The organism is Acidovorax sp. Root568, from assembly GCF_001427445.1.
Lineage (GTDB): Bacteria > Pseudomonadota > Gammaproteobacteria > Burkholderiales > Burkholderiaceae_C > Acidovorax > Acidovorax delafieldii.
Genome location: NZ_LMGP01000002.1, coordinates 139,442 through 159,575 on the forward strand (window position 1 = coordinate 139,442; position 20,134 = coordinate 159,575).

A 20,134-nucleotide genomic window follows, 5' to 3' on the forward strand; every position below is an offset into this window, starting at 1 on the left:
TTCCGCGTGAAAGCTGCTACCACCCGCCTGAGCCTGCTGGCTCTTGTCATGGCCCTGTCCGCCTGCTCCACCAGCATTTTGGAGGGCGACAAGATCGACTACAAGAGCGCCGCCAAGGGCTCGTCACTGGAAGTCCCCCCGGACCTCACCCAGCTGTCACGCGACTCGCGCTACGCCATGCCAGGTGGCTCGGTGTCTGCCGCTGCCATGCAGGCAGGCCAGGCAGCGCAGCCGTCGGGCAACGCCAATGCGGCGGCCCTGTCGCTGGGCGACGTGCGGATCGAACGAGACGGCAGCCAGCGCTGGCTGGTGGTCAACCGCCCCGCCGACAAGCTGTGGGAGCCCGTGCGCGACTTCTGGCTGGAAAGCGGCTTCACGCTGGCCCAGTCCGAGACCAACGTTGGCATCATGGAAACCGACTGGGCAGAGAACCGCGCCAAACTGCCCCAGGATTTCATCCGATCCACCATCGGCAAGCTGATGGAGTCCCTGTACTCGACCGGCGAACGGGACAAGTTCCGCACCCGGCTGGAACGCAATGCCAATGGCAGTACCGAGATCTACATCACCCACCGCGGGATGGTCGAGGTCTATGGCAACGTCACCAAGGACAGCACCGTCTGGCAGCCCCGCCCGTCCGACCCGGAACTCGAAACCGAATTCCTGCGCCGCCTGATGGTCAAGCTGGGCGTCAGCCAGGAGCAATCCAAGGCAGTGGCCGCAGCACCCGCGGCGCGTGCCCAGGCCGCCCGCATGGCCACGGTCAACAATATGCCGGTGGTCCAGCTGGACGAGGGCTTTGACCGGTCCTGGCGCCGGGTGGGCCTGGCCCTGGACCGCACCGGCTTCACCGTGGAAGACCGCAACCGCAATGAGGGCACGTACTTCGTGCGCTACGTGGCTCCAGACACCGTGAAGAAAGAGCCTGGCTTCTTCAGCAAGCTGTTCAGCTCCACCTCCGCAACACCTCCGCTCAAGTACCGCATTGTGGTGCGCAGCCAGGGTGAGTCGACCACCGTGTCGGTGCTCAATGAGGCTGGTGCCCCCGAGTCCTCGGCCAACGCCGAGCGCATCGTGCGCGTGATTGCTGACGATCTGAAATAAAAGCCGGCCGCAGGCCGCCACCCACACCTCTGGAGCCCCCTCCGCCTTCTGGTGGACGGTGGCTCTGGTTTTTTGAGCCGCCACAAACCCACCCTCTCGCTCCGCCATGCTTCGATTCAAGAACCTGGGCAGCGGCAGCACCGGCAATGCCACGGTCGTCGAAGGCCGCAGTGGCAGCCAGGTTCGCCGCCTCCTGATCGACTGCGGGCTCGGCATCCGGCAGCTGCAAGCCCGTCTGGCGCAAGCGCAGTTGCAGGTGGAAGACCTGGACGCTCTCTTCATCACCCACGAACACTCGGACCACATCGGCTGTGCCCAGACCGTGGCGCTGCGTTTTCGCATTCCCGTGTGTATGAGCGAGGGCACATACGCGGCCCTCGGTGCGCCAGACTTGGACGGCTTGCTGCGGGTGGCGCACGACATGGAAGCGATTGACATGGGCGCGTTCGAAGCCCGCCCCTTCACCGTGCCCCACGATGCCCGGGAGCCGCTGCAGCTGCGGTGCTCCGACGGCGCCGCACACCTGGGCGTGCTGACCGACCTGGGCCACGCCAGCCCCCATGTGCTGCAGCAGCTGCAGGGATGCCACGCCCTGTTGATCGAGGCCAATCACGACCCCGACATGCTGGCCGCGTCCCGCTACCCGCCCTTCCTGAAACGCCGCGTAGGCGGGCTGTACGGCCACCTGGCCAACCCGGCGACGGCGGAGATCTTGCGTGCGGTGCAGCACGACAGCCTGCGGTGCGTAGTGGCAGCGCACCTGAGTGCGCAAAACAACCTCCCCGCACTCGCCCGCCAATCGCTCGCCGCCGCGCTGGGTTGGGCGGACGAGGAGATCCAGGTCGCCAGCTCCACCGAAGGCACTGATTGGCTCGACGTCAACCCTTGATGGCCCGGACCGGGCGTCCATAAATGTCTCACCCTGGCGAAGGGCATAAAAAAAGCCCCGGACCTTGCGGTGCGGGGCCGTGGCACAGGCCGACCTTGGGGTCAGCCCAGAGCCTGCAGCAATTTACTTGGCTGCGGAAGCGCCGGTAGCGGCGGTGGCAGCAGCGTCAGCAGCAGCCTTGGCAGCGTCAGCGGCAGGAGCAGAAGCGTCAGCAGCAGGTGCAGCGGCGGCAGGAGCAGCAGCGTCGGAAGCGGCAGGTGCTGCTGGCTCGGCGGCGGGAGCAGGTGCTGCGGCAGGAGCTTCCACAGGAGCGGGTGCTGGAGCGGGTTCTTCCTTCTTGCCACAAGCGGCGAGTGCAGCAGCAGCGATCAGGGCGGCCAGAACGAGAGAGTTCTTCATTTCGATTTTCCTATTTGGACAGACAGAATCTTGAAAAGCCACGGCGTCAGGCTTCCTGAGCCCATGCACGCATTGGCACAATGCACTTGGTTGCACCTTTTTGGGCACAGCCGCAGATTATATTGGTATTTAGTCAATACTGACTAACACTGACGAAAGCTTTACGCCAGCTTGACTTTGCGCAGTATCCCCCCGGGCGCGACTGCCGCGTGGCGCCATGCCAACGGGCGCTCCCCAAAGTGGGGCAAAGGCTACAGACCCAGTGTGGTGGAGGGAAAGCCGGGTGCGCTCTTGCTGCGCACCCATTCGTTGAGTGTCTCGTGCAGTAGCACCCGGCGATCGGCCTCGCTGCCGGTTACCCCCACGCAGCGCTCAGGATCGAGCCGGTGCAGCACCCATTGCGGCGACCACAGCGCGCTGGGCAGGTCCAGCGGGTCGGCGGCCGGGCTGCGACGGCAGGTGATGATGTGGTCCCAGGTACCGCGCCAGCGCACAAAGCGGGCATGGCGGCGGATCACGTCGTCGTAGCTGCAGGCCAGCATGGTGAAGCGCCTGCCGCTGCGGGCCCAGTCCTGCAAGCACTCGACCACAGCACGCTCGCCCAAGGGCCAGTCATGAAAGTGGGCATCGCTGATGAAAATCTCTTGCCAGCCGTCCCGCGCCGCCGTTGCAATGGCGTCGCGCACCAGTTGCCGAAACGCCTCACGCCCGCTGAATCGCCCACTGGGCAAGTCACGCAAAGGCTCGGCGGAGGGGGTTGCTGTGTCGTTCATCACTGGCTCCTGGTCAGTCTCAGCCGGCCCAGGCATGGGCCCAGCCCGCATCGCACCACGACGAAAGCAGCTCCAGCGCGTCGTCGCTGGCCCGTGCCAGATCGCGTGCCGACAGTTGGCGCTCATCGGCCAGGCGCCGCATCAGTGTGGCGTCGCGCCCCGCTGCGCGGTAGCTTTCGCCATTGATGAAGATGTGCTGTGTGTCGTACATCATGCGGCTCTTACGGTCCAGCCGCACCCCTTCCAGCATCACCTTGGGGTCACCAGGCTCAAACCACACGCTGGGCTTAGGCTCGGTCAGGTACTCGCCCAGCGCGCGTTCCAACACCAGGGGCTGAGCCAGCGCGCGCGACAGCGCCTCACGCGCAAAGTCCTGCAGCCCGGAAGGAATATGCGCCGGCTGCGCCACCGCGTCCTGTCCCGCATCACGGTACAGCAACGGGTGGTCATCCTCCCCGGCATCTTCCGCCAGACGCACCAGCAGCTCTTGCGCCAGCTCGGCGCGGGCCGGTGCGCGAAAACCGATGGAGTAGGTCATGCACTCGCCTTCGGCAATCCCGTCGTGGGCATAACGCGGGGGCAGGTACAGCATGTCACCCGGCTCCAGCACAAACTCCTCCTCAGGCTCGAACTGGGCCAGCACCTTCAAGGGAATGCCGTCGCGCAGCGACAGATCCTTTTGGCGCCCGATGCGCCAGCGCCGCTTACCGTGCGCCTGCAGCAAAAAGACGTCATAACTGTCGAAATGGGGCCCTACGCCACCGCCGTTGCTGGCGTAGCTGATCATGAGATCATCCAGCCGCGCCTCGGGCACAAAACGGAACTGCTGCATCAGCGCATGCACCGCGTCGTTGTGCAGATCGACGCCCTGTACGAGCAGTGTCCAGTCGGGCCGCTGCAACGCAGGTAGCGCACGGCGGTTGAAGGGCCCGTGGCGCAGCTTCCAGGCGCCTTTGATCTGTTGCACCAGGCGGGACTCCACACCCTCCTGCCCGGCCAGCGCAAACAGCTCGGCCCGCAGCACCGGCGGCGCAAACTGCGGGATGGCTTGGCGCACCAGCAAGGGCTTCTTCTGCCAGTGGCGGCGCATGAATTGGGCGGGAGTGAGGCCGCCGAGCAGGGCCAAGGGTTGCTGAATGTCCATGGGGAAAGTGTTGCCCTTTTGCGGGGCCGTTGGTCAAACTGCGACAATTCTCCTATGGAAATTACCCAACAATGTGTGGTCGCACTGACCTGGACCCTGAAAGACACCCTGGGCGAAGAACTCGACGTACTCGACGAACCCGTGGAGTTTCTGGTGGGCGGTGATGATCTCCTGCCCCGTATCGAAGAGGCCCTGCAAGGCCACGGCCCGGGTGCCACGCTTGCACTGCACCTCGAACCCGAGGACGCTTTCGGTGACTTCAATGACCAATTGCTGTTTCTGGAACCCCGCGCCCTCTTCCCCGCCGAGATCGAAGAAGGGATGACGTTTGACGGCATGGCCCTGCCCGAGGGCTGCAACCCCGACGCCCCCCGCACGGCCCTCTACACCGTGGCCGAGATCTATCCCGAGCATATCGTGCTCGACGGCAATCACCCGCTGGCGGGCATCGCACTGCGCCTGCAACTGACGGTGCAGGCCGTGCGCGAAGCCACCGAAGAAGAAATCGGACGTGGCACGGCCGGAACCGGCTTCTTCCGCGTCCAGCCCCAGGCGCCAGGCAGCTCGTTGCTGCACTAAGTCCTACCAAAAGCACAACGGGCGCCCCGAGGAAACTCGGAGCGCCCGCTTGTGAGGGCAGTGCGTCAGGTCACATGCGCGAAATCTGACCGTTGTACAAACGCACGCGATCACCGATGCGCAGGTCACCCGGGCTGCTCACGTCATACACGCGATACCCCCCCTGGTCCAGCTGCACGGACAACCGGTATCCCTGCACATATTCCTGGTTGTTGCGCCCCTCGATGGCGTTGCCAGCCACCGCGCCACCCAACACGCCTACAGCGGTGGCTGCAGCACGACCCGTGCCCTTACCCACCTGGTTGCCCAGAACGCCGCCCACCACCGCGCCCAGAACGGCACCAGTGCCGGTGGTCTGGCCTTGGCTGCGGCCCTGCAGGACCTCGATGTTGGACACGCGACCATATTCGGTGCCTGCCTGATTCTGCGGATAGGCAGGAGCCGTCTGGTAGCCACTCGAATAACCGCCGGAGTATTGCGGAGCAGGTGCCGGGCGGCTGTGGCCGCAAGCAGCCAGCGAAGCAGCCAGAACCACGGTGCCCACAAGGGCGAGGGGACGGGTGAATTGCATGTTCAATCTCCAGAAGTTGTTGGGGCAGGCACTGAAAAATCTCCGACGACCCAGAGCTCAATGCCCATGTACCGATTGGAACAACGCCTGAGGATGCCGCGGCGTAGACAAGGGGCCATCGCCATGTCGGTAACAGACCCATCGAAACGTAAGCGGCGTCTTACAACCCGGCCACTCACCCATCACGCGCTCGGAGCCCCGAGCGGTCCACCTCAGGACTTGCCTGTGGATCCGTAGCCCCCCTCACCCCGCTGCGTGGCCGCAAACTCGGTGACGACGTTGAACTGGGCCTGCACCACCGGAACAATCACCAATTGGGCCAGCCGCTCCATGGGCTCCAGCGTAAACGCCACATTGCTGCGGTTCCATGCGCTCACCATGAGCTGCCCTTGGTAGTCACTGTCGATCAACCCCACCAGATTGCCGAGCACGATGCCATGTTTGTGCCCCAAGCCCGAGCGCGGCAAGATCAGTGCGGCATAGCCCGGGTCTTGCAGGTAGATCGCAATACCCGTAGGCACCAGTTGCCAGGCGTTGGGCTGCAGGGTCAGCGGCGCATCCAGGCAGGCACGCAGGTCCAGCCCAGCGCTACCGGGTGTGGCGTATGTGGGCAATTGGTCCGCCATGCGCGGATCGAGAATCTTCACATCTATCTTCACGGTTTCTTCTTTCCTGTTCCTATTCCTGTGCCACTGCGCTGCTCCGCCATTTGTCGCAGGCGATCTTGCAACGACTCCATCCCTGCACGCCCACCCGGGGCCTGCGCGCCCCCAGCCTGCGCGGCCGATTGCATCAGCCAACCCAGTCCCCACCACACCGCGCCCATGACCACCAAGCCTGGCAGCGAGCCCTGACCAAGCAGGAACAGCGCAATGCCATGCAACACCATCATTACCAGCAACACCGATCGCACCATGCGCAGTACGCCCGCCAGCGGCTGCATCAGCTGCAGCACATCGGGCGGCAGGACCTGAGGCAGGGAAGTCGCTGGCGCACTGGCCTTGGATGACTGAACGGCACCGTTGGTAGCGGCTGCACTTGCCTGTGCCGCTCGGGCCTTTTGCAAAGGCGCCTGGGCTGTCAGCCGTTCCACATAAGCCGCAAAGTCGCCATCGGGTGGCGTGTCCCAATCAGGCTTGGTGGCACCAGTTGTCATCACACCTCCCCACGGTGGTGGTCGTCAAGAACGCAAAGGTGGCAAACGCGCGGCGATCTCAGCGATAAGCTGCTGCGCCAGCACACGCTTGGACGCGCGGGGTAACTCGCGGTGGCCCTGCGCGTCCACCAGCAGCAGGGCGTTGTCGTCCTGCCCAAAGGTAGCGGGGCCAATATTGCCCACCAGCAAGGGGACGCCCTTGCGCGTCCTTTTGGCTGTGGCATGGGCCAGCAGGTCATGGCTTTCGGCGGCAAAACCCACGCAGAAAAGATCCCCTTCCAGCGCATGCGGCGACCGGGCTAAGGTGGCCAGAATGTCGGGGTTCTCGACGAACTCCAGCGACGGGGACTGGCCCGAGCCGTCTTTCTTGATCTTTTGGTCGGACTGGTGGGCAGGGCGCCAGTCGGCCACGGCGGCCGTGGCAACAAACACCGAGGCGGCCTGGACATGCCGCTCCACGGCCGCCAGCATCTCCTGGGCGGACTGCACATTGACACGCCGCACGCCGCGTGGCGTGGGCACATGCACCGGCCCTGCGACCAGGGTGACATCGGCACCCGCCTCACGCGCCGCCCGGGCCACGGCAAAGCCCATCTTTCCGCTCGACAGGTTGGTGATGCCACGCACCGGGTCAATGGCTTCAAACGTGGGCCCCGCCGTGACGAGTACCGACCGGCCCACAAGGGTCTTGGGCGCGAAAAAAGCGATCAGCTCGTCCAGCAGCTCCAGCGGCTCCAGCATGCGGCCGTCACCCGTCTCGCCACAGGCCTGGTCACCATTGCCCACGCCCAGCACCACTGCACCGTCCTGCGCCACCTGGGCCAGATTGCGCTGCGTGGCCGGGTGCGCCCACATTTCGCGGTTCATCGCAGGGGCCAGCAACAGAGGCACGCGCTGGGCGGGACGCGCCAGGCACAGCAGGCTGAGCAACTCGTCCGCCCTGCCCTGCACCAGGCGCGCAATGAAGTCCGCGCTGCAAGGCGCGATCAGGATGGCATCCGCCTCGCGGCTAAGGTTGATGTGGGGCATGTTGTTGGGCTCGCGCGCATCCCATTGCGAGCCGTACACCGTGCGGCCAGACAGCGCCTGCATGGTGACCGGGGTGATGAACTGCTCTGCCGCCTCGGTCATCACCACCTGCACGGTGGCGCCCTCCTTGATGAGCTGGCGGCACAGATCGGCTGCCTTGTAGCAAGCCACGCCCCCACTCAGACCCAGAACAATGTGTTTGCCAGCAAGCTCATTCATGGCGCGAATTTAGCAGACGGGGGTGACCCTGCCCCCGGGGGTGTCGCCGGGGTGCCATCTATAATCCCAATTTCCCACCACCAAAAAAGACATGACCAAATTTGTCTTCGTCACCGGCGGTGTGGTGTCTTCCCTCGGTAAGGGAATCGCCTCAGCCTCCCTTGCCGCGATCCTCGAATCGCGGGGACTCAAAGTCACCCTCATCAAGCTTGACCCCTACATCAACGTAGACCCGGGCACCATGTCGCCGTTCCAGCACGGCGAGGTGTTCGTGACCGATGACGGCGCAGAAACCGACCTGGATCTGGGCCACTATGAGCGTTTCATCGAAACGCGCATGAAGAAAACCAATAACTTCACGACGGGCAAGATTTATCAGTCCGTGCTGGAGAAGGAACGCCGTGGCGACTACTTGGGCAAGACCGTGCAGGTCATTCCCCATGTCACCAACGAAATCCAGGAATTCATCAAGCGCGGCGCCGGCATTGGCACGCCCGATGCCGTGGATGTGGCCATCGTCGAAATCGGCGGCACCGTGGGCGACATCGAATCGCTGCCGTTCCTGGAAGCCGTGCGCCAGATGAGCCTGCGCATGGGGCCCAACAACGCGGCCTTCGTGCACCTGACCTATCTGCCCTGGATCGCGGCAGCGGGCGAGCTCAAGACCAAGCCCACCCAGCACACGGTGCAGAAGCTGCGCGAGATCGGTATCCAGGCCGACGCTCTGCTGTGCCGCGCCGACCGCCGCATTCCTGAGGAAGAGCGCGCCAAGATCTCGCTGTTCACCAACGTGCCCGAATGGGGCGTGATCAGCATGTGGGACGTGGACACCATCTACAAGGTGCCGCGCATGCTGCACGAGCAGGGCCTCGATGGCCTGATCTGCGACAAGCTGCGCCTGAACACCCCGCCCACCAGCCTCAAGCGCTGGGACGATCTGGTGCATGAGACCGAACACCCCCAGGGCGAAGTCACCATCGCCATGGTGGGCAAGTATGTGGACCTGTCGGACAGCTACAAGTCGGTCAACGAAGCCCTGCGCCACGCCGGCATGCGCAACCATGTGCGCGTGAAGATCGACCATGTCGATTCCGAGACCATCGACAGCGCCGATGCAGCCGCCAAGCTCGCCAAATACGACGCCATTCTGGTGCCCGGCGGCTTCGGCCAGCGTGGTGTGGAAGGCAAGATCGCCACGGCCCAGTTTGCCCGCGAGCGCAAGGTGCCCTACCTGGGCATCTGCCTGGGGATGCAGGTGGCCACCATCGAATACGCGCGCCACGTGGCAGGCCTGGCCCACGCCAACAGCACCGAGTTCGACCCCACCACGCCCCACCCCGTGATCGCCCTGATCACCGAGTGGAAGGACGCGGACGGCACCATCAAGAAACGCGACGAAAACTCCGATCTGGGCGGCACCATGCGCCTGGGCGCGCAAAGCTCGGACGTGGCCAAGGACACACTGGCCCACAGCATCTACGGCGATGTGGTGACCGAGCGCCACCGCCACCGCTACGAAGCCAACGTGAACTACCTGGACCAGTTGCGCAAGGCGGGCCTGGTGATCTCGGCGCTGACCCAGCGTGAAGAACTCACCGAAATCGTGGAGCTGCCACAAACCGTGCACCCCTGGTTCATCGGCGTGCAGTTCCACCCCGAGTTCAAGTCCACGCCCTGGAACGGCCACCCGCTGTTCAATGCCTTCATCAAGGCGGCCGTGGAACACCAGCAAGCCGCGAAAAAAGCCTAAGGGGACCTCACCATGCAGCTGTGCGGATTCAACGTCGGCCTGGACCAGCGCTTTTTCCTGATCGCTGGCACCTGTTCCATCGAAGGCCTGGAGATGTCGCTCGATGTCGCAGGCCAGCTCAAGGAAGCCTGCGCGCCGCTGGGCATTCCGCTGATCTACAAAGGCTCGTTCGACAAGGCCAACCGCTCGTCGGGCACCAGCAAGCGTGGTGTGGGGCTGGAGGCCGGCCTGAAGATCCTCGATGAAGTGCGCCGCCAGCTGCAGCTGCCCATCCTGACCGACGTGCACGACACCTCGCACGTGGCCGAGGTGGCCAGCGTGGTAGATGTGCTGCAGACGCCTGCCTTCCTGTGCCGCCAGACGGACTTCATCCGCGCCGTGGCACAAAGCGGCAAGCCGGTCAACATCAAGAAGGGCCAGTTCCTGGCGCCCTGGGACATGAAGAACGTCATCGACAAGGCCCGGTCTGCAGCGGCCGAAGTCGGCCTGTCGGAAGACCGGTTTCTGGCCTGCGAGCGCGGCGTGAGCTTTGGCTACAACAACCTCGTGGCCGACATGACCAGCCTGGCCGAGATGCGCAACTCCGGCGCACCCGTGGTGTTTGACGTGACCCACTCGGTGCAAAAGCCCGGCGGCCTGGGCGCCGTGAGCGGTGGTGCGCGCGACATGGTGCCCGTGCTGGCGCGTGCCGGCGTGGCTGTGGGCGTGGCGGGCCTGTTCATGGAAACCCACCCCCGCCCCGCCGAGGCCTGGTCGGACGGCCCCAACGCCGTACCGCTCAAGCACATGAAGGCGCTGCTGGAGACCTTGGTGGCCCTGGACGATGTCACCAAGAAAAACGGATTCCTCGAAAACAACTTTGGAGCTTGAGACATGAGCAGTGGTTACGTCATCGCATCCGTCACCGTCACCAACCCCACGCAGTATGACGAGTACCGCAAGTGGAGCACCCTGGCCATGCAAGCCCACGGCGCTGAAGTCTGCGTGCGTGGCGGCAAGGTCGAAGTGCTGGAGGGCGACTGGAACCCCGGTCGTACCGTGATCCTCAAGTTCCCGAGCTTTGCAGCCGCTCGCGCCTTCTACGACACGCCCGAGTACCAGAAAGCCAAGGCCGCCCGCGAAGGCGCCGCCGTCATGCGCATGGTGTGTGTCGAAGGCGTCTGAGCGCACACACCCAAATCGCTCACCAATTAATAGCTGCTAGCGCTTATACAGAAGGCGCTAGAGACTGATTTGATTTAAAACTTCTGCAAAAGGAAAACCATGAGTGCCATCGTTGACATCGTCGGTCGCGAGATTCTGGACAGCCGCGGCAACCCCACCGTCGAATGCGACGTGTTGCTCGAATCGGGCGTGATGGGCCGGGCCGCCGTGCCATCGGGCGCCTCCACGGGCAGCCGCGAAGCCATTGAAATGCGCGACGGCGACAAGGGCCGCTACCTGGGCAAGGGCGTGCTCAAGGCCGTGGAATACATCAACACCGAGATCAGCGAAGCCGTGCTGGGCTTGGATGCCTCCGAGCAGGCCTTCCTGGACAAGACCCTGATCGACCTCGATGGCACCGAGAACAAGAGCCGCCTGGGCGCCAACGCCATGCTGGCCGTGTCCATGGCCGTGGCCCGCGCCGCCGCCGAAGAGTCTGGCCTGCCCCTGTACCGCTACCTGGGCGGCATGGGCAGCGTGCAACTGCCCGTGCCCATGATGAACGTGATCAACGGCGGCGCACACGCCAACAACAGCCTGGACCTGCAGGAGTTCATGATCATCCCGGTGGGCGCGCCCACGTTCCGCGAAGCCGTGCGCTGGGGCGCCGAAGTGTTCCACGCGCTCAAGAAGATCCTGCACGACAAGGGCATCAGCACCGCCGTGGGCGACGAAGGCGGCTTTGCCCCCAGCGTGGAAAACCACGAAGCAGCCATCCGTCTGATCCTGCAAGCCATTGAAGCTGCGGGCTACACGGCGGGCGATCAGATCGCCCTGGGCCTGGACTGCGCTGCGAGCGAGTTCTACAAGGACGGCCACTATGTGCTGGAAGGCGAAGGCGGCCTCAAGCTCACCGCCCAGCAGTGGACGGACATGCTGGCGGCCTGGGTGGACAAGTACCCGATCATCAGCATCGAAGACGGCATGCACGAAGGCGACTGGGACGGCTGGAAACACCTGACCGAACGCCTGGGCGACAAGGTGCAGCTGGTGGGTGACGACCTGTTCGTGACCAACACCAAGATCCTGAAGGAAGGCATCGACAAGCGCATCGCCAACTCGATCCTGATCAAGATCAACCAGATCGGCACGCTGACCGAGACCTTCGCTGCCATCGAGATGGCCAAGCGCGCCGGCTACACCGCCGTGATCTCGCACCGCTCGGGCGAGACCGAAGACAGCACCATTGCCGACATCGCCGTGGGCACCAATGCGGGCCAGATCAAGACCGGCTCGCTGTCGCGCTCGGACCGCATCGCCAAGTACAACCAGCTGCTGCGCATTGAGGAAGATCTGGGCGAGATCGCACAGTACCCTGGCCGCGCTGCGTTCTACAACCTGCGCTGAGCCCCTGGCAGCCCTCGCCTGAGCGAGCCCTCCATTGGTCTCCCGCATCGTCCCCGTCATCCTGCTGGCCTTGCTGGCAGCGCTGCACGCCCAGCTCTGGCTGGGGCGGGGCAGTGTGCCGCGCGTCAATGCGATGCAGCGGCAGATTGATGTGCAGAAGGCGGCCAATGAACAGGCCCGCCAGGCGAATGCGCGGCTGACCTCGGAGGTGCACGACCTCAAGGAAGGCCTCGATATGGTGGAAGAAAAGGCGCGCAGCGAGCTAGGCATGGTCAAGCCCAACGAGGTGTACGTGCAGTTCACACCCCGCTGACCTGCCGTGCGGGGTCACTCAGCCGCCTTGGACCACCCCGCACCGTCCACACCCACAACGCAGCCATTGACCAAGGCCTGCGCTTCATTCACCCCCGTGCGGCAGTCCCCACCCCCCACTCCCTTGATTGCCCTGCTGGGCGCGCCCTACACGGGCGTGGAGGCGTTGGCACAGGCGCTGCAGCAGCAGATCACTCCCAGCACGGTGCGTATCGCCCTGCACCACCCGCACCTGGCCCACACCCCGCCCACGCCGCAGGCAGACTCCGGCGCGGTGGCATTGACCCTGCTGATGGGTCTCGACCAGCCCTGCCCTGCCGAGGAACGGACTGCGCAGGAGGCCTGCGATACCCGGCTGCGTGCGGCCCTGGCGGCTGCGGCGATCCCCTACCGCGTGGTGTACGGAACGGGCGAGCAGCGCACTCGCAATGCGCTTATTGCTATACAAAATATAGCGCCAAAAGCATATTCCACTAGCGCAAGGGCCGCATGGGACACTGAAAATACGCCCAGAGCAGCCCGGCTACGCGCCTGGAACTGCGAAAAGTGCAGCGACCCGGCTTGTGAGCATCGACTGTTCACGGCGCTCGTTGAGCAGCGGGATACGACACCGCCGCAAGCCATCACGCCAGACCGCGCTTGAGTTCCTTGAGAAGCAACACCACCTGGCTGGAACCATAGCGGTAACCACCGTTGAGCACCTGCACAGCCCGGTCCCATTCGCCCTGCTGGGCCAGTTCCACCAGGGTGGCCGCCTGCTCATGAAAGTATTGGTAGCGCGCCACCAGCAGCGGATAGGCCGGCTGGTCGCCCAGCAGCTCGCCGCCTACGCCGTGCAACCAGCGACCCAGCGCACTGTGGTCAGCGCGGCGCACCAGCGCCGGGTCCAGCCCGGCGGAGGTGCGGCCCTCCAGGTAGTCCATCAGGCGGTCTTTCCAGCGCTCGTGGGCATTGATGGCGGCGTCGATGTCCAGCGCGGCGAGCAGGGTATCGGCACGCCGCGAGTCGGGTGCCGCCGCGCTGTCGTACAGCGCCAGCGGAGGCGTAGCCGGGCTGGCCCGGCGGCCCCCCAGAACACGGCGAAGAAACTGCATGACACCCCTCGTTCATTTCCTGCGCGACCGGATGTGATCGCTTGAACGCACACAGGCCTTGCGATCGGACCTTGTGCGCCGGCCCCTCGCAGCGGCAGGCGCTGCTGCAGGGTGACCCAGGAATCTTAGGCGGGGATGGCGGGGGCGATTGTCAACGATGGTCAGCCGACCACCGCGCCCGATGGAGGCTGCAGACGGCTACTGGATGCCTGTGGGCCCCGGGGGCTGAGCAGCGGCGGGCGAGACAAAAATCTGCGCAGCATCCACGGCATCAAACCGGTACTGCTGGCCGCAGAACTCGCAACCCACTTCGATGTCATCGCGCTCGGCGAGGATGCTCTCGGCCTCTTCAGCGCCCAGGTTGCGCAGCATGTTGCTCACGCGCTCGCGGCTGCAGGTACAGGCAAAACGCGGGCCGCTGGCGCCCTGCTGGGGTTCAAAGCGCAGCAACTTTTCTTCCCAGAACAGGCGGCGCAGGATGGTGTCCACATCCAGCGTCAGCAGTTCTTCGCGGGTCAGGCTGGCAGCCAGGTGGGCGATGCGGTTGTAGTCCTCGTTGTGGCCGATCTGGTCTTCGTTCTCGCGGTGCGAGAGGCCCGCAGCCAGGTTGCCCTCGCCCTTGATGGGCATGCGCTGGATCAGCAGGCCTGCGGCCACCTGGTCGTTGGCGCCCAGCACCAGGATGGTGTCGAGCTGCTCGGACTGCAGCATGTAGTGCTGCAGCACGTCCGACAGACGCTCCAGCTTTTCGTGGTGGTCGCCGTGCAGAGGCACCACGCCCTGGTAGGGCTGCTGACCGGGGTGGCGGTCCTTGGGGTCCAGGGTGATGGCGCAGCGGCCACCGCCGCCCACATTGACCATCTGGCTCAGCTTCGCGTCCGGCAGCACCTCGCCATTCACGGTGGCTGTAGCGCGCAGGCTCAGGTCCGACTGCACCTCGGCCACGGCCAGCTTGACGGGACCATCCCCAAACACCTGCAGCACCAGTGCACCGTTGAACTTGATGTTGGACTGCATCAGCACGCCGGCGGCCGCCATCTCGCCCAGCAGCTCGCTCACGGGGGCGGGATAGGCGCCGGTGGCGGTGTTGCCCGCCCGGCGTTTCAGGATCTCGGTCCAGGCATCGGTAAGGCGCACGATCATGCCGCGCACGGGCAGACCATCGAAAAGAAACTTGTGGAGTTCAGACACGCAGGGATTCCAGGAGAAAAAAAGCAGCAGAGAGCGCCAGTGGGCGGCGTTCAGCCGATCTTGTGCAGGCCGTGTTGGAAGCGGCGCGCATTGTCGATGTAGTGCTGGGCGCTCTGGCGCAGGCCTTCGATCTGCTCAGGGGTGAGTTCACGCACGGCCTTGGCCGGGCTGCCGATGATCATGGAGCCATCGGGAAACTCCTTGCCCTCGGTGACCAGCGCACCCGCGCCCACCAGGCAGTTCTTGCCGATCTTGGCGCCGTTGAGCACCACAGCGCCAATGCCGATCAGCGATTCGTCGCCGATGGTGCAGCCGTGCAGCATGACCTGGTGGCCCACCGTCACCCGCTCGCCCACCACCAGGGGCTTGCCGATGTCGGCGTGCAGCACGCTCGCGTCCTGGATGTTGGAGCCTGCGCCGATGGTGATGCTCTCGGTGTCGCCGCGCACCACGGTGCCGAACCACACGCTGGCGTCTTCACCCAGCACCACATTGCCCATCACCTGCGCGCTGTCGGCCACCCAGGCCGACGCCGCCACTTGGGGAGCCACACCGTCGAGTTCGTAAATTGCCATGCACCCACTCCGCTGAAACAAAAGAAGCGGCACGCCATGGCGCGCCCCGAGAGGTCGCCAATCGTTACAAAGCGCAAGCCTTGGTGCCGATGGCAAGGCCTAGAATTGTAAGGATGGAGCTTCGCCACCGTGCACTGCAGGTCTTGTGCCTGGCAGACCCCGAACAAAAAGCGGCTGCAGCGCTAGACCTGTATACCCAGGCAGCTACGCTTTCGATAGCAGATACTGCCCCTGCGGCCCCCACCGACCCGGACGCCCTGCCCGGCCGTCCCGAGCGCCCCGAACTGCTGCGCCACACCCAGGTGGCCCGCCGCTCGCCCGCCACCCCCGAGGGCCGGGCCATCCTCATCCACGCCATCGCCCACATCGAGTTCAACGCCATCAACCTGGCGCTAGACGCCGTGTGGCGCTTTGACGGTATGCCCCGCACCTACTACCAGGACTGGATGCGCGTGGCGGCCGAAGAGGCCAAGCACTTCAGGCTGCTGCGCGACCACCTGCGCAGCCAAGGTCACGACTATGGGGACTTCCCGGCCCACCAGGGGCTGTGGACCATGTGCGAGAAAACCCGGCACGACGTGCTGGCCCGCATGGCCCTGGTGCCTCGCACGCTGGAAGCCCGGGGGCTCGATGCCACGCCGCAGATCCAGGCCAAGCTGCGCCAGGTGGGCACGCCCGACGCCCTGGCCGCCGTTGCCATCCTGGACGTGATCCTGCACGACGAGGTGGGGCATGTCGCCATCGGCAACCACTGGTACCGCTGGCTGTGCGAGCGCGCGGGCCAGAACCCGGAAACCCTCTACGGCACGCTGGTGCAGCGGTACGAAGCCCCCCGCCTGAAGCCACCGTTCAATGAGTCGGCGCGACGCAGCGCCGGTTTCAGCGACGCCGAGCTGCGCTGGCTGCAGCAGGCCTGACTGGCGAGCCATGGCAAAGAGCCTGCTGACGATCTGAGGGGAATACGATGGCTCCTACAATTCTTGGCGATGCCCCCAGCGGGCCAGCGCACCCTCTTTCAAGAACACCAAGCCCACACCCATGACCCAAGCCTTCACCCCTGGCACACCGCCCGCGCCACCGCCGGGCAACCAATCGTCGGTCGCCATGATTGCGCGCCAAGCCATCGTGAACGCACAACAGGTGGTGGTGGGCTACGAGCTGTTCAACCGCTCGCGCAGCGGCGCCGCCCACACGGCCGCCACCGACGTGATCCTGGTGTTCACCGCCCTGTCGCACGCCGGCACCGAGGAGCTGGTGGGCAAGAAGCTGATCTTCGTCAACTGCACCCATGAAAGCCTGTCGGGCGGCCACCTGGAGCTGGTGGACCCCGACAAGGTGGTGCTGGAGATTCCGCCCCTGGGCCATGCGGCCGCCGAGGAGGTCGCTACGCGCCTGCCCATCCTGACCGAGCTGCGCGACCGGGGCTTTCACCTGGCCTTCAACCACACGGTGCTGCAGTCGGCGTACGCGCCGTGGCTGCCGCTGGCGGACTACATCAAGCTGGACCTGTCGGTGCTGGCGCCCGACCAGCTCGCGGTGCTGATCAGCTACGCGGGCCGCCACTGCAAGGCCGAACTGATCGCCGAGAAGGTGGAGACGGCCCAGCAGTACGACATGGTGTCCAGCCAGGGGGTGCAGCTGTTCCAGGGCTACTGGTTTGCCCGCCCTGCCCTGGTCGAGACCAAGCTGCTCACGCCGTCGCAGGCCAGCATCATCGAGCTGATCAACCAGGTGCGCAAACAGGCCAGCACCGACGAGATCGAAGAGGTGCTCAAGAAGGATGCGGGCCTGGCCTTCAACCTGATGCGCCTCATCAACTCCGCCGGCTTTGGCCTGTCGCGCGAGATCACCTCCTTCCGCCAGGCCGTGATGCTCATGGGCCTGAAAAAGCTGTTCCGCTGGGCGGCGCTGCTGCTGACCGCGTCGCGCAACAACGGCACGCCGTCGTCGGTGGGCCACACCGCCGTGGTGCGCGGGCGCCTGATGGAGCTGCTGGCACTGGAGACACTGCCCCCCGAGGAAGCCGACCAGGCCTTTGTGGTGGGTATCTTCTCGTTGCTGGATGTGATGCTCTCCATGCCCATGGAGTCGGCCATTGGCCTGCTCAACGTTCCCGAACCCGTGGCGGCCGCGCTGCTGCGGCGCGAAGGCTTCCTGGGTGACCTGCTGACCCTGGCCGAGGCCTGCGAGTCCAGCGACGACGCCGTGTTTGACCGCGCTGCCGGCCTGCTGCACCTGACCAGCCAGCAGATCAACTTTGCCCACCTGCAGGCGCTGGCCTGGGCCGACCACATCAGCGACTGACAGGTACCGCCGCCACGCTGGCGGCCCCTGGTCAGACTTTGGTTCTCTGCCAACGCCCGGCGGTCTAGAATGATCGTCAGCCCTTCATTTCAGTGGACCCCATGTCGAGCACACCCGAACAAGACACCCCGGACGCCGCAGCGCCTGTGGTCGATCCCGTGGACGAGAACCTTGCCATCATTGCGCGCCAGGCCATCGTGGACGAAAGCCGCGCGGTCTATGGCTACGAGCTGTTCGACCGCTCCACCGCGTCCGACTCACACACCGCCGCCAGCGATGCAGCCCTGCTGTTCAATGCCCTGTCCTACGCGGGCACCGAGGCCCTGGTCGGCAAGAAGACGGTGTTCATCAACTGCACGCATGACAGCCTCTCGGGCGGCCACCTGGAGCTGATCCACCCCGAAAAGGTGGTGCTGGAGGTGCCACCGCTGCCCGACAGCGCCACCCCCGAAGAAATCGAAGGCCGCGTGCCCACGCTGGAGGCGTTGCGCACACGTGGCTTTCGCCTCGCGTTTGACCAGCAGGCCCTCAAGCGCGCCTACACCAGCTGGCTGCCGATGGCGGCGTTCATCAAGCTGGACATGCAGGCCTTCAAGCCCGAGCTGGCGGCCCCCCTGGTCAAATTTGCCACCACCCACAGCAAGGCCACGCTGGTGGCCGAAAAGGTCGAAACGGCTGCGCAATACGAGCTGATGCGCGATCTGGGCGTCAAGCTGTTCCAGGGCTACTGGTTTGCGCATCCCTCGCTGGTCAAGGCCACCACCATCCGCCCCTCGCAGGCCACCATCATTCAGCTCATCAACCTCGTGCGCAAACAGGCCAGCACGGCGGAGATCGAAGACCTGCTCAAGAAAGACCCCACCCTGTCTTTCAACCTGCTGCGTTTCATCAACTCGTCGGGTTTTGGCCTGTCGTGCGAGATCACCTCGTTCCGCCATGCGGTGATGATCCTGGGGCTGAAAAAGCTGTTCCGCTGGGCGGCCCTCTTGATGACCACCTCGCGTGCGGGTGGTGCACCACCGGCCGTGGGCCAGACCGCCGTGGTGCGCGGCCGCCTGATGGAGCTGCTGGCTGCCGAGCTGCTGCCGCCCGAAGAATGCGACAACGCCTTCGTCGTGGGCGTGTTCTCGCTGCTGGACACCATGCTGGGCGTGCCGCTCGAAAAGGCGCTGGAGTCCGTGGCCCTGCCCGAACCCGTGATGGATGCCCTGCTGCGTGGCACCGGCGTGTTTGCCCCGTTCCTGGAGCTGACCAAGGCCTGCGAAAGCGGCGATGAAGTGGCCTTTGCCAAGAACGCCGATGCGCTGCACCTGTCCAACCGCCAGGTGAACTGGGCCCACCTGCAGGCGCTGACCTGGGCCGAGAGCCTGAACGAAGAATAGTCCCGGCCTTCCCCTTAAAAGCCCACAGGCCCTGCCTTGACAGGGCCTGTGGCGTTTCTGGAGCTCAACCCCCCTGCACACGGTCAGTTGCCCTGAATTCCTGCCGCGCGGATGATGCGCGCGTTATTTTCGGACTCCAGCGCAATCTGGCGCGCGAACTCGGCCGTGGTGCCACCCGTGGGCACGTTGTCAGTGGCATCGAGCTTGGCGCGAATGTCTGGCAGGGCCAACGCCTTGTTCACCTCGGTATTGATGCGTGTGATGACCGTCTTGGGCGTCTGGGCCGGGGCATAGAGGCCAAACAAGGACGAGAGGTTGGCCGCTGGCTGACCCAGCTCGGCCAGTGTGGGCACCTGGGGCAGCGAATCCAGCCGCGCCGGAGCCCCCACCGCCAGCGGCTTGAGCTTGCCCGCCTGGATGTGCTGCAGCACCGCTGGGCCGGCATTGGTCGATAGCACCTCAAACTGCCCGCCCAGCGCGTCATTCATCTGCTGCCCGCCGCCTTTGTATGGGATGTGCGTGATCTGCACCTGCGCCACCGACTGGATCTGCTCCAGCATGGTGTGCCCCAGCGACGCCTGCCCCGACGTGGCCCAGCGCACCGTGCCGGGCTGGGCCCGCGCGCGGGCAATCAGGTCCTTGAAGTCGGTCGCCCGGCTCGCGGGCGTGCCCAGCAGCAACACCGGCGAATACATCACGCTGACCACTGGCGCGATGTCCTTTTGCGGATCGAAGGGGGACTTGCCCAGGTGCGGGTTGAGCGCCAGGGGACTGACCGCTGCAAAGCCCAATGTGTAGCCGTCCGGCGCGGCTTTGGCCACCGCGTCCACGCCCAGGCTGCCACTGGCGCCCGCCTTGTTTTCAATGACCACAGGGGTGCCCAGCTGCACCGCCAGCTTGTCGGCCAGCGCGCGGGCGATGTTGTCGCTCACGCCCCCTGCCGGGTAGGCCACGATGATGCGGATGGGTTTGGCGGGCCACGCCTGGGCCGAAGCCACGACGGGAGAGACCACCAGGGCGACAGCAGCAGCGGCCACCCACTGGCGGCGAGAAAAAAGCAGATTCATGGTGAGAGCCAATGGTGAGGAGTTCGATGGGCGGCCGTCAGGGCAG

General features: G+C 65.1%; 23 protein-coding genes. 12 read left to right on the forward strand and 11 right to left on the reverse strand.

The genetic code is table 11. From position 1 onward, the window contains the following. Window positions 1-6: 6 nt before the first annotated feature. Entirely contained in the window at window positions 7-1,104 is a 1,098-nt protein-coding gene (gene bamC, locus ASD75_RS03970) for an outer membrane protein assembly factor BamC (RefSeq protein ID WP_082564884.1), read from the forward strand. A gap of 106 nt (window positions 1,105-1,210) precedes the next feature. Then, window positions 1,211-1,993: an MBL fold metallo-hydrolase gene (locus ASD75_RS03975; protein ID WP_056743409.1), complete on the forward strand. Its 783-nt coding sequence runs from the start codon at window positions 1,211-1,213 to the stop codon at window positions 1,991-1,993. 123 nt (window positions 1,994-2,116) lie between these two features. On the opposite strand, the gene ASD75_RS03980 is transcribed toward ASD75_RS03975, so the two are convergent. The 3 genes from ASD75_RS03980 to ASD75_RS03990 all read right to left on the reverse strand — a co-directional run bounded on the left by ASD75_RS03980 (window position 2,117) and on the right by ASD75_RS03990 (window position 4,309). Beyond that, complete coding sequence (locus ASD75_RS03980; protein WP_082522412.1) at window positions 2,117-2,392, reverse strand: hypothetical protein; 276 nt, start codon at window positions 2,390-2,392, stop codon at window positions 2,117-2,119. A gap of 251 nt (window positions 2,393-2,643) precedes the next feature. Beyond that, window positions 2,644-3,165, reverse strand: coding sequence for a hypothetical protein (locus ASD75_RS03985; RefSeq protein WP_056743414.1), 522 nt, complete (start codon window positions 3,163-3,165; stop codon window positions 2,644-2,646). A 19-nt stretch (window positions 3,166-3,184) separates the two neighbouring features. Next, window positions 3,185-4,309 (reverse strand): cupin domain-containing protein, encoded by a 1,125-nt coding sequence (locus ASD75_RS03990; protein ID WP_056743416.1) that lies wholly within the window; start codon window positions 4,307-4,309, stop codon window positions 3,185-3,187. 54 nt (window positions 4,310-4,363) lie between these two features. Between ASD75_RS03990 and ASD75_RS03995 the strand changes: the two genes are divergently transcribed. After that, a complete protein-coding gene (locus tag ASD75_RS03995) occupies window positions 4,364-4,888 on the forward strand; it encodes a peptidylprolyl isomerase (protein WP_056061714.1) in 525 nt (174 codons plus the stop codon). A gap of 70 nt (window positions 4,889-4,958) precedes the next feature. Here ASD75_RS03995 and ASD75_RS04000 read toward each other — a convergent pair whose 3' ends face one another. The 4 genes from ASD75_RS04000 to coaBC form a co-directional block, all read right to left on the reverse strand. Next, the gene (locus ASD75_RS04000) at window positions 4,959-5,459 is read right to left on the reverse strand and encodes a glycine zipper 2TM domain-containing protein (RefSeq protein ID WP_056061711.1); all 501 of its coding nucleotides are present in this window, start codon (window positions 5,457-5,459) and stop codon (window positions 4,959-4,961) included. 212 nt (window positions 5,460-5,671) lie between these two features. Further along, window positions 5,672-6,118 carry a dUTP diphosphatase gene (dut, locus tag ASD75_RS04005; protein ID WP_015013334.1) on the reverse strand — a complete coding sequence of 149 codons (447 nt, stop codon included), beginning with the start codon at window positions 6,116-6,118 and terminating at the stop codon, window positions 5,672-5,674. Beyond that, window positions 6,115-6,615: a hypothetical protein gene (locus ASD75_RS24010; RefSeq protein ID WP_235511534.1), complete on the reverse strand. Its 501-nt coding sequence runs from the start codon at window positions 6,613-6,615 to the stop codon at window positions 6,115-6,117. The genes dut and ASD75_RS24010 overlap by 4 nt, the downstream gene beginning before the upstream one ends. A 24-nt stretch (window positions 6,616-6,639) precedes the next feature. Further along, window positions 6,640-7,863 (reverse strand): bifunctional phosphopantothenoylcysteine decarboxylase/phosphopantothenate--cysteine ligase CoaBC, encoded by a 1,224-nt coding sequence (gene coaBC / locus ASD75_RS04015; RefSeq protein WP_056743418.1) that lies wholly within the window; start codon window positions 7,861-7,863, stop codon window positions 6,640-6,642. A 91-nt stretch (window positions 7,864-7,954) separates the two neighbouring features. Between coaBC and ASD75_RS04020 the strand changes: the two genes are divergently transcribed. The 6 genes from ASD75_RS04020 (at window position 7,955) to ASD75_RS04045 (ending at window position 13,118) form a co-directional block, all read left to right on the forward strand. After that, window positions 7,955-9,613: a CTP synthase gene (locus ASD75_RS04020; protein ID WP_056743420.1), complete on the forward strand. Its 1,659-nt coding sequence runs from the start codon at window positions 7,955-7,957 to the stop codon at window positions 9,611-9,613. Between the two features lie 12 nt (window positions 9,614-9,625). Continuing rightward, window positions 9,626-10,483: a 3-deoxy-8-phosphooctulonate synthase gene (gene kdsA, locus ASD75_RS04025; protein ID WP_056743422.1), complete on the forward strand. Its 858-nt coding sequence runs from the start codon at window positions 9,626-9,628 to the stop codon at window positions 10,481-10,483. 3 nt (window positions 10,484-10,486) lie between these two features. Continuing rightward, the gene (locus tag ASD75_RS04030; protein WP_056743424.1) at window positions 10,487-10,777 is read left to right on the forward strand and encodes a DUF1330 domain-containing protein; all 291 of its coding nucleotides are present in this window, start codon (window positions 10,487-10,489) and stop codon (window positions 10,775-10,777) included. Window positions 10,778-10,876: 99 nt separating this feature from the next. Then, window positions 10,877-12,163 carry a phosphopyruvate hydratase gene (gene eno / locus ASD75_RS04035; RefSeq protein WP_056061696.1) on the forward strand — a complete coding sequence of 429 codons (1,287 nt, stop codon included), beginning with the start codon at window positions 10,877-10,879 and terminating at the stop codon, window positions 12,161-12,163. 34 nt (window positions 12,164-12,197) lie between these two features. Further along, window positions 12,198-12,476, forward strand: coding sequence for a septum formation initiator family protein (locus ASD75_RS04040; RefSeq protein WP_056061693.1), 279 nt, complete (start codon window positions 12,198-12,200; stop codon window positions 12,474-12,476). Window positions 12,477-12,599: 123 nt separating this feature from the next. Then, window positions 12,600-13,118, forward strand: a complete 519-nt coding sequence (locus tag ASD75_RS04045) for a hypothetical protein (protein ID WP_056743426.1) — start codon at window positions 12,600-12,602, stop codon at window positions 13,116-13,118. On the opposite strand, the gene ASD75_RS04050 is transcribed toward ASD75_RS04045, so the two are convergent. The 3 genes from ASD75_RS04050 to ASD75_RS04060 all read right to left on the reverse strand — a co-directional run bounded on the left by ASD75_RS04050 (window position 13,099) and on the right by ASD75_RS04060 (window position 15,335). Further along, window positions 13,099-13,569, reverse strand: a complete 471-nt coding sequence (locus ASD75_RS04050; RefSeq protein ID WP_056743428.1) for a CZB domain-containing protein — start codon at window positions 13,567-13,569, stop codon at window positions 13,099-13,101. The two genes, ASD75_RS04045 and ASD75_RS04050, sit on opposite strands and share 20 nt — an antisense overlap. A gap of 198 nt (window positions 13,570-13,767) precedes the next feature. Continuing rightward, window positions 13,768-14,760, reverse strand: a complete 993-nt coding sequence (locus tag ASD75_RS04055; protein ID WP_056743430.1) for an Hsp33 family molecular chaperone HslO — start codon at window positions 14,758-14,760, stop codon at window positions 13,768-13,770. A gap of 50 nt (window positions 14,761-14,810) precedes the next feature. Continuing rightward, window positions 14,811-15,335 (reverse strand): gamma carbonic anhydrase family protein, encoded by a 525-nt coding sequence (locus ASD75_RS04060; protein WP_056061680.1) that lies wholly within the window; start codon window positions 15,333-15,335, stop codon window positions 14,811-14,813. 113 nt (window positions 15,336-15,448) lie between these two features. Between ASD75_RS04060 and ASD75_RS04065 the strand changes: the two genes are divergently transcribed. From ASD75_RS04065 to ASD75_RS04075, 3 genes are all read left to right on the forward strand, one after another. Further along, window positions 15,449-16,252 (forward strand): ferritin-like domain-containing protein, encoded by an 804-nt coding sequence (locus ASD75_RS04065; RefSeq protein WP_056743431.1) that lies wholly within the window; start codon window positions 15,449-15,451, stop codon window positions 16,250-16,252. A 121-nt stretch (window positions 16,253-16,373) separates the two neighbouring features. Beyond that, the gene (locus ASD75_RS04070; RefSeq protein ID WP_056061672.1) at window positions 16,374-17,639 is read left to right on the forward strand and encodes an EAL and HDOD domain-containing protein; all 1,266 of its coding nucleotides are present in this window, start codon (window positions 16,374-16,376) and stop codon (window positions 17,637-17,639) included. Window positions 17,640-17,740: 101 nt separating this feature from the next. Then, window positions 17,741-19,021, forward strand: coding sequence for an EAL and HDOD domain-containing protein (locus tag ASD75_RS04075; RefSeq protein ID WP_056061670.1), 1,281 nt, complete (start codon window positions 17,741-17,743; stop codon window positions 19,019-19,021). A gap of 83 nt (window positions 19,022-19,104) precedes the next feature. Here ASD75_RS04075 and ASD75_RS04080 read toward each other — a convergent pair whose 3' ends face one another. Continuing rightward, entirely contained in the window at window positions 19,105-20,088 is a 984-nt protein-coding gene (locus ASD75_RS04080) for a tripartite tricarboxylate transporter substrate binding protein (protein ID WP_056743434.1), read from the reverse strand. Window positions 20,089-20,134 lie beyond the last annotated feature (46 nt).

Excerpts from the sequence above, each read along its gene's own strand:
- ASD75_RS03975 (WP_056743409.1), top strand. The coding sequence starts at position 1,211 with ATGCTTCGATTCAAGAACCTGGGCAGCGGCAGCACCGGCAATGCCACG.
- ASD75_RS03980 (WP_082522412.1), bottom strand. The coding sequence starts at position 2,392 with ATGAAGAACTCTCTCGTTCTGGCCGCCCTGATCGCTGCTGCTGCACTC.
- ASD75_RS03985 (WP_056743414.1), bottom strand. The coding sequence starts at position 3,165 with ATGAACGACACAGCAACCCCCTCCGCCGAGCCTTTGCGTGACTTGCCC.
- ASD75_RS03990 (WP_056743416.1), bottom strand. The coding sequence starts at position 4,309 with ATGGACATTCAGCAACCCTTGGCCCTGCTCGGCGGCCTCACTCCCGCC.
- ASD75_RS03995 (WP_056061714.1), top strand. The coding sequence starts at position 4,364 with ATGGAAATTACCCAACAATGTGTGGTCGCACTGACCTGGACCCTGAAA.
- ASD75_RS04000 (WP_056061711.1), bottom strand. The coding sequence starts at position 5,459 with ATGCAATTCACCCGTCCCCTCGCCCTTGTGGGCACCGTGGTTCTGGCT.
- ASD75_RS24010 (WP_235511534.1), bottom strand. The coding sequence starts at position 6,615 with ATGACAACTGGTGCCACCAAGCCTGATTGGGACACGCCACCCGATGGC.
- coaBC (WP_056743418.1), bottom strand. The coding sequence starts at position 7,863 with ATGAATGAGCTTGCTGGCAAACACATTGTTCTGGGTCTGAGTGGGGGC.
- ASD75_RS04020 (WP_056743420.1), top strand. The coding sequence starts at position 7,955 with ATGACCAAATTTGTCTTCGTCACCGGCGGTGTGGTGTCTTCCCTCGGT.
- kdsA (WP_056743422.1), top strand. The coding sequence starts at position 9,626 with ATGCAGCTGTGCGGATTCAACGTCGGCCTGGACCAGCGCTTTTTCCTG.
- ASD75_RS04030 (WP_056743424.1), top strand. The coding sequence starts at position 10,487 with ATGAGCAGTGGTTACGTCATCGCATCCGTCACCGTCACCAACCCCACG.
- eno (WP_056061696.1), top strand. The coding sequence starts at position 10,877 with ATGAGTGCCATCGTTGACATCGTCGGTCGCGAGATTCTGGACAGCCGC.
- ASD75_RS04050 (WP_056743428.1), bottom strand. The coding sequence starts at position 13,569 with ATGCAGTTTCTTCGCCGTGTTCTGGGGGGCCGCCGGGCCAGCCCGGCT.
- ASD75_RS04060 (WP_056061680.1), bottom strand. The coding sequence starts at position 15,335 with ATGGCAATTTACGAACTCGACGGTGTGGCTCCCCAAGTGGCGGCGTCG.
- ASD75_RS04065 (WP_056743431.1), top strand. The coding sequence starts at position 15,449 with ATGGAGCTTCGCCACCGTGCACTGCAGGTCTTGTGCCTGGCAGACCCC.
- ASD75_RS04070 (WP_056061672.1), top strand. The coding sequence starts at position 16,374 with ATGACCCAAGCCTTCACCCCTGGCACACCGCCCGCGCCACCGCCGGGC.
- ASD75_RS04075 (WP_056061670.1), top strand. The coding sequence starts at position 17,741 with ATGTCGAGCACACCCGAACAAGACACCCCGGACGCCGCAGCGCCTGTG.
- ASD75_RS04080 (WP_056743434.1), bottom strand. The coding sequence starts at position 20,088 with ATGAATCTGCTTTTTTCTCGCCGCCAGTGGGTGGCCGCTGCTGCTGTC.